This window comes from Anaeromassilibacillus sp. An200 (assembly GCF_002160025.1).
GTDB lineage: Bacteria > Bacillota > Clostridia > Oscillospirales > Acutalibacteraceae > Caccousia > Caccousia stercoris.
Map to the genome: position 1 here is coordinate 1 of NZ_NFJU01000082.1, position 5,388 is coordinate 5,388.

Consider the following 5,388-nt stretch of genomic DNA (forward strand, 5'->3'; position numbering starts at 1 on the left):
CATTTCCATGCCCCAGAGCGAGGGGGGAAAGGGGGAGGTGACTTTCTCTTTAAGGCCCCGTAGGGGCCGCTCTTTGGCTCCCCCTTTCCCCCCTTCCCGCCCGCAGGCGATCCCCGCCGCAGCGGATTTTCTTTTTGTTACTTTTTCTTTTGGAGGTGTGCGTATGGCTATGGATCAGCAGGCCGCTATGGAGCGGCTGCGGGAATTGTACCTGGAAAAGAACGAGCATTTGGCGAAGTTCCTGGAGCCGGTCACTCCCTTTGAATTTTACCGGGAGATCTTTCCGGTAGGCAGTTTTGAGCGGAAAGGCCATTTTGAGGACGCGAAGGGCAATGGGATCGCGGTGACGGTGCCGAAGGCCGCAGGGATTGCTCTGGAGATCGAGGGTGACGGCAAGGCCAAACGCTATACCATCACGGACGAATTGTCGGAGCTGGCCGAGGTCTTTGATACGGACTTTACTATCATGTCCCCTCTGTCTTACTTTGGGAGGCGGCGGTGTGGCAAGAACGCTCGGTATCTCTATGCCTTGGTCTTTGATCTGGATGGGGTGGGTATGCCCCAGCTCCGGGACACGCTGCACCAGATGAACAAGGATATTCTTCCCCAGGCGACTTTTGTTGTAAACAGCGGGACCGGACTTCATCTGTATTATGTCCTGGAAGAGCCGATCCCTATGTACCCTCATAACCAGAAATGCTTGAAGGAATTGAAGTATGCCCTTACCCGGCAGATATGGAACAGGTACACCTCTACCATAAAGGAGCCGCAAATGCAGGGCATTTTACAGGGGTTCCGGGTGGTTGGCTCCGGCTCCAAATTGGGCCGGGAGTACCCTGTGACGGCGTACCGGCTCGGTGGGAGGGTGACGCTGGAAAGGTTGCTGGACTTTATCCCAGACAGCAACGGGGAGCAACAATACCTTGTGGGCCTCATGCGGAAGGGTCGGCTCTCACTGGCCGAGGCGAAGGAGAAGTACCCGGACTGGTATGAGCGGCGGATTGTCAAGAAGGAGCGGCGGGGTCGCTGGACGGTCAAGCGTGACCTTTATGACTGGTGGCTGCACCGGATCGGGGACGAGATCAGGGTGGGCCATCGGTTTTATGGCATTATGACGCTGACGATCTATGCGAAGAAGTGTGGGATCAGCGAGGACGAGCTGCGCCGGGACGCTTTCTCCCTGCTGAAACCCTATGATGATATGAGCGTGGAGGACATCAACCGTTTTACGAAAGATGATGTGGTGTGCGCTCTGGAGATGTATAACGAGGATTATGTGACATTTCCCAGGGACGATATAGCGAAGATCTCTGGTCTGACTATGCCCGTCAATAAGCGGAACTGGCGCAAGCAGGAGCAGCATTTGAAGATTGCCAGGGCAACGAGGGACATAATTCACGATAATTGGCGGGAAGGGAATGGCCGTCCATCGGCCCAGAATCGAGTGTATGAGTGGCGGCAGCAGCACCCAGAAGGTCGCAAGGCCGACTGCCACCGGGATACGGGCCTTGATCCCAAAACGATCCGTAAGTGGTGGGACACCGCGCCCTCGACTGTGCGTGTCCAGGATGGGCATATCACGGTGCGCGTGACGCCCTCCCAGGCGGTGAGTGATCTGCTGGTGGAGGCTTTGGGGCCGGGTAAGGATTAGGGGCTGTTTTCGGCCCTGGAGCGGCCCAGGAAGGCTTTTCCGGCTCTCTGATGGTAAAGATACCACCCCCTCTCTACTGCGCCCGGAAAGCCGCATAAATCAAGGCTTTTTTACCCTCTAAATGTCCACACATCAGGGGTAACGGCATTTACAGAAAGGTAAAGAAAAATACTTGATTTTTTCTTTCTTTCTGCATATACTATGAGTAGGAAAGGAGTGTTCGATATGGCACACACGGTCAATGTAAATATCAAGATGGATGAAGATGTCAAGAAGAGAATGGAACGGGCCTGTGCCGAGATGGGCCTTTCCATGAGCGCGGCCTTTACGATGTTCGCAAAGAAGGTCGGCAGAGAGTACCGCATACCGTTTGAGGTTTCGGCTGATCCGTTCTATTCAGAAAGCAACCTTCGGCACCTGGAGAGCGTCATGCAGGATGTGAAAACTGGCAAGGCCCATTTTGCTGAGCATGACTTGATCGAGGTGGACTGATGAGGTTGCTGTGGGAGGATCGGGCGTGGAGCGAGTATCTGTACTGGCAGACGCAGGACAAAAAGACGCTGAAACGGATAAACGCACTGATCAAGGATATTCAGAGAAGCCCCTATGAGGGGATCGGTAAGCCGGAGCCTCTGCGGGCTAATCTGAGCGGCTGGTGGAGCCGCCGCATTGACGAAACCAATCGCATTGTTTACTATGAGCAGGGCGGGGTGATTTATATTATCTCCTGCCTGGGCCACTATGACGATTGAGAAAGGAAGGGCCGGTTTATGAGCTGGGATAAAGAGAGGATCGCGCAGCTGCAGCTCCCTGATCCGGCGGACGATGATCCGCACCCCCGTCTGCTCCTGGAGGGAGAAGGCATACACGCCGGGCAGGGTTTTACGGCTCTGTTTCCAGATGGTTGGCATGAGATTACTCTTGAAATAGCCTGGGAGCCGGAAGGCCCTGGCTGCTGGTACATATCTACGCCTGGTTTTAAGGGTGTGTGTCCTGTCGGCCTGTTTGTAAAGGTATGAAAACGATCCGGCAGATAGCCGACGAGATAGGGGTATCAAAGCAGGCGGTTTTCAAAAAAATCAAGCGTGAACCGCTGTCAACCAGTTTACAGGGGTTGACGGCAACGGTTGACGGTAGGTTGATGGTAGAGGTTGACGGTGAAAAGCTGATAAAACAGGCATTTTCTGAAAATGCACCATCAACCACCGACAACCGGTTGACGGGTGCGGTTGACGGTTTGGTTGACGCGCCGTCAACCAAAAATGACGAAAAAACGGTGGCGGTTGATGGTGTGATTTCTGTTTTGCAGGCCACCATCGACACGCTGCAAGGGCAGCTTGAAATGAAAGATCGGCAGATCGAGCAGCAGGCCCAGACCATTACCCGGCTCACTGATGCGTTGGCCGCAGCGCAGCAAACAGCGGCAGCGGCCCAGGCCCTTCACGCGGGGACAATTCAGCAGCAGCTCCTTACTGGGGAGACCGGAGCGGAGCAGCAGGGTCGGGAGCCGGAACAAAAGCGGAGTTGGTTTAGTAGGCTCTTTCGAGGCTAAAGGAGGTTCCAAATGGGCGATAAGATATTTATCATTTTGGGCTTTTTCGTATTTTTTCTTGTTGTAGAGTTTGTAATGATGGGAGCCTTTCAAGCGGTAGGCTCTATAAAAACGAAAAGGGTATTGAGAACTTTGTGTCAGGCGTTTTTGGCAATCCTCATTGTGGGCTATCTCCTGTTGGTGGGAATGAGCCTTTTTATAGGGGGAGATCTGCTCCTTCAAGGAGAAATGAGTAAAGGAATTTCAGTTCTGCTTTTCTCTGTTATTATTGCTGTCTGTGTTTATGTATGGCTTATTAGAGGATGGATTAAGCACATAAAACAGATGAAAAATAGGTAACTATTTGAGGTGTAATATCGTTGCTTTGGGAGCTGCCCGCCGGAGCTGCCGGCCGCTGCGGTTTCCCGCTGCTCCCGCCCAGCTCCGGCGAACCCCCGCGGGAGCGCGCAAAAGCACTTTCATACTGACGCCCCAACGGGGCGGCGGTGTGAAAGTGCTTTTGCGTTACTTTCTCACCGAGAAAGTAACAAAGAGGTGTTGCCCCCTCGCGGGGACTATGGTAAGATGGGAGCAGTAAGGGATACGGACGATAGAAAGGATGGGTGATTTTATCGGGACAACCATATCCGGCATGACTGGCCGGGGCAGTATCCGGCACAACAACCGGAGCTTTACAGCTGCGAATGTAGACCGGAGCCGGACGGGGCAGAATGTGACCTTTTGCAACGAAGATCTGAAACAGGTCTATCATGAAGTCTTTGACGAGGCCCTGGCCGCCTACAATGCCAAAAAGAAAAAGACCAGGGACAAGATACCAGACTACTATGAGCATATCCGGCAGAGCAAGCAGGAAAAGCTATTTCACGAGGCAATCTTCCAGATCGGCAACCTGAACGACTGTGGGTGCGGGTCCCCTGGAGGGGAACGGGCAGCGGCAGCGCTCAAAGAATTTGCGGAGTCCTTCCAGGAGCGCAACCCCCACCTGCGGGTGTTCAATATGGTGCTGCACATGGACGAGGCCACGCCCCACCTCCATGTAGACTTCGTTCCGGTGGCCACGGAGCAGACCCGGGGCTTGTCTACCAGGGTCTCCATGAAACAGGCATTAAAGCAGCAGGGCTTTGAAAGCCTGGGCCGCAAGCAGACGGAATGGAAAGCCTGGATGGAGAGGGAGAAAGCGTCCCTTGCGGAGATCGCCCAGGCACACGAGTTCGAGATCGTCAGCTTGGGCGGGGGCCGTCCCCACATGGACTTGCCGGAGTACCGAGCTGCGGCTCAGAGGTTGGAGGCCGTCCAGGAACAGGTGACGGCAGCGGAGCAGGACATGGCTGTGCTGGAACGGCAGAAAAAGGCCCTCGGAAAGACTGTACGGCGGCTCCAGGCGGCGGAGAAGGTGCAGGTTGACCTGGACGCGATCCGGCCGGAGAAAACGCTGACAGGGGCCGTCAAGGGCGTTACAGTGGAGCAGATAAAAGAGCTGAAGGCAGCGGCGATCCGTGGGGCGGCAGCGGAGCAGGAAGTGCGGGAGCTGAAAGCCGAGAACAAGCAGCTCCAGAGCCGGTTGCCGTCCATGAAAGAAAAGCTGAAGGAGGCCCAGGAGCGGCAGGAGCTTATCAGCGAAAACCGTGACCTGCGGCAGCAGGTGGCGTACCTGGAGGACAGCTTGGACAGTGAGCGCAACTTCTCGTCCCGGCTCTTGGAGGGGGTCGGGGCGGTGCTGGACTTCCTGGATCGGCACCTACCGGAGCAGTTCCGGCCCTTGATCGAAAGGGCGCGGGAGTTGCTGCCTGTGCCGGAGCTGCAGCAGCCGGAACAGGAGCAGGAACGGAGCCACACCTGGGGCGGCATGGAGCTGTAAAGAAAGCCTGTCCGGGGGACTTGAAAGAGCCGTTCGGACAGGCTATAATAACAACTGAAAATAGGGAAAAAATATATTGATAATATATGCCGCGTGTACGGGCCTGTGAGGGATAGAAAAAAGGGCCGGAATTATGGCTGTCGAAAAATAGGGAAAAAATATATTGATAATATATGCCCCCCTAAGGGCCTTTAGGCCCTCAATAAAATCTCTTAAAATTCTCTCTCGGACAGGGAGAAAGTCGGAGGGGAAAAGGGGGGTGAGCGGCGGGGTGTGGGAATGTGGTAAACCCGTAGGGTTTTCCATCATTTCCATGCCCCAGAGCGA

General features: G+C 54.8%; 8 protein-coding genes. 7 read left to right on the top strand and 1 reads right to left on the bottom strand.

Annotation, left to right across the window (positions count from 1 at the left end; translation table 11 throughout):
- Nucleotides 1–163 precede the first annotated feature (163 nt).
- From B5F35_RS17460 to B5F35_RS17490, 7 genes are all read left to right on the top strand, one after another.
- Nucleotides 164–1,651 (top strand): hypothetical protein, encoded by a 1,488-nt coding sequence (locus tag B5F35_RS17460; protein WP_206424070.1) that lies wholly within the window; start codon nucleotides 164–166, stop codon nucleotides 1,649–1,651.
- 225 nt (nucleotides 1,652–1,876) lie between these two features.
- Entirely contained in the window at nucleotides 1,877–2,143 is a 267-nt protein-coding gene (locus B5F35_RS17465) for a type II toxin-antitoxin system RelB/DinJ family antitoxin (protein ID WP_087242879.1), read from the top strand.
- Nucleotides 2,143–2,403 carry a Txe/YoeB family addiction module toxin gene (locus B5F35_RS17470; RefSeq protein WP_087242881.1) on the top strand — a complete coding sequence of 87 codons (261 nt, stop codon included), beginning with the start codon at nucleotides 2,143–2,145 and terminating at the stop codon, nucleotides 2,401–2,403. Before B5F35_RS17465 ends, B5F35_RS17470 begins: the two co-directional genes overlap by 1 nt.
- Nucleotides 2,404–2,421: 18 nt before the next feature.
- Nucleotides 2,422–2,670: a hypothetical protein gene (locus B5F35_RS17475; protein WP_087242883.1), complete on the top strand. Its 249-nt coding sequence runs from the start codon at nucleotides 2,422–2,424 to the stop codon at nucleotides 2,668–2,670.
- Entirely contained in the window at nucleotides 2,667–3,203 is a 537-nt protein-coding gene (locus tag B5F35_RS17480) for a hypothetical protein (protein WP_087242884.1), read from the top strand. Before B5F35_RS17475 ends, B5F35_RS17480 begins: the two co-directional genes overlap by 4 nt.
- A 12-nt stretch (nucleotides 3,204–3,215) precedes the next feature.
- Nucleotides 3,216–3,542 carry a hypothetical protein gene (locus B5F35_RS17485; RefSeq protein ID WP_087242886.1) on the top strand — a complete coding sequence of 109 codons (327 nt, stop codon included), beginning with the start codon at nucleotides 3,216–3,218 and terminating at the stop codon, nucleotides 3,540–3,542.
- Between the two features lie 259 nt (nucleotides 3,543–3,801).
- Entirely contained in the window at nucleotides 3,802–5,061 is a 1,260-nt protein-coding gene (locus tag B5F35_RS17490; protein WP_242969579.1) for a plasmid recombination protein, read from the top strand.
- 42 nt (nucleotides 5,062–5,103) lie between these two features.
- On the opposite strand, the gene B5F35_RS19080 is transcribed toward B5F35_RS17490, so the two are convergent.
- Nucleotides 5,104–5,388: hypothetical protein (locus B5F35_RS19080; RefSeq protein WP_206424071.1), on the bottom strand; the 285-nt coding region annotated here is incomplete at its 5' end.